Below are 369 nucleotides of genomic sequence, written 5' to 3' on the forward strand. Positions count from 1 at the left end.
GCACCAACTTCTCGTTGGACGCCCCCGCCTTCGTGGCCTGCCGCGACACGCCGCTGCTGTCCGAACCGAACCGCATGGCGGCCAAAACCGACATCTTGAGCTACGGTGCCCCCGTCGTTCCGGTCGATTACAAGGGCGAATACCTGCTGCCGGACTCCCAGCAGGAGAAGCATTCCGGCCGCGAGATGGCGCCCGAGAAGAAGCACACGGCCACTTGGGCCAAGGTGAAGACCGACAAGAGCGAGGGCTGGGTCGCCGCCCTCTGCCTGGCCGACGCCAAGCTGCAGGCGCGGCAGGACCCGAACGGCAAACCGCCCGTCGTCGTTGCCGCCGAGAGCCGCGCCCGCGGCTTCAGCGAGGAGCAGGTCG

1 protein-coding gene is annotated in these 369 nt (G+C 68.3%); it reads left to right on the forward strand.

Annotated elements, in window-relative coordinates; translation table 11 throughout:
- Nucleotides 1-369 (forward strand): hypothetical protein (locus SB847_RS20620; RefSeq protein ID WP_410578429.1); only part of this gene is annotated, 369 nt, incomplete at both ends.

The organism is Bacillus sp. SIMBA_026, assembly GCF_046535335.1.
Taxonomy (GTDB): domain Bacteria; phylum Bacillota; class Bacilli; order Bacillales; family Bacillaceae; genus Bacillus; species Bacillus velezensis.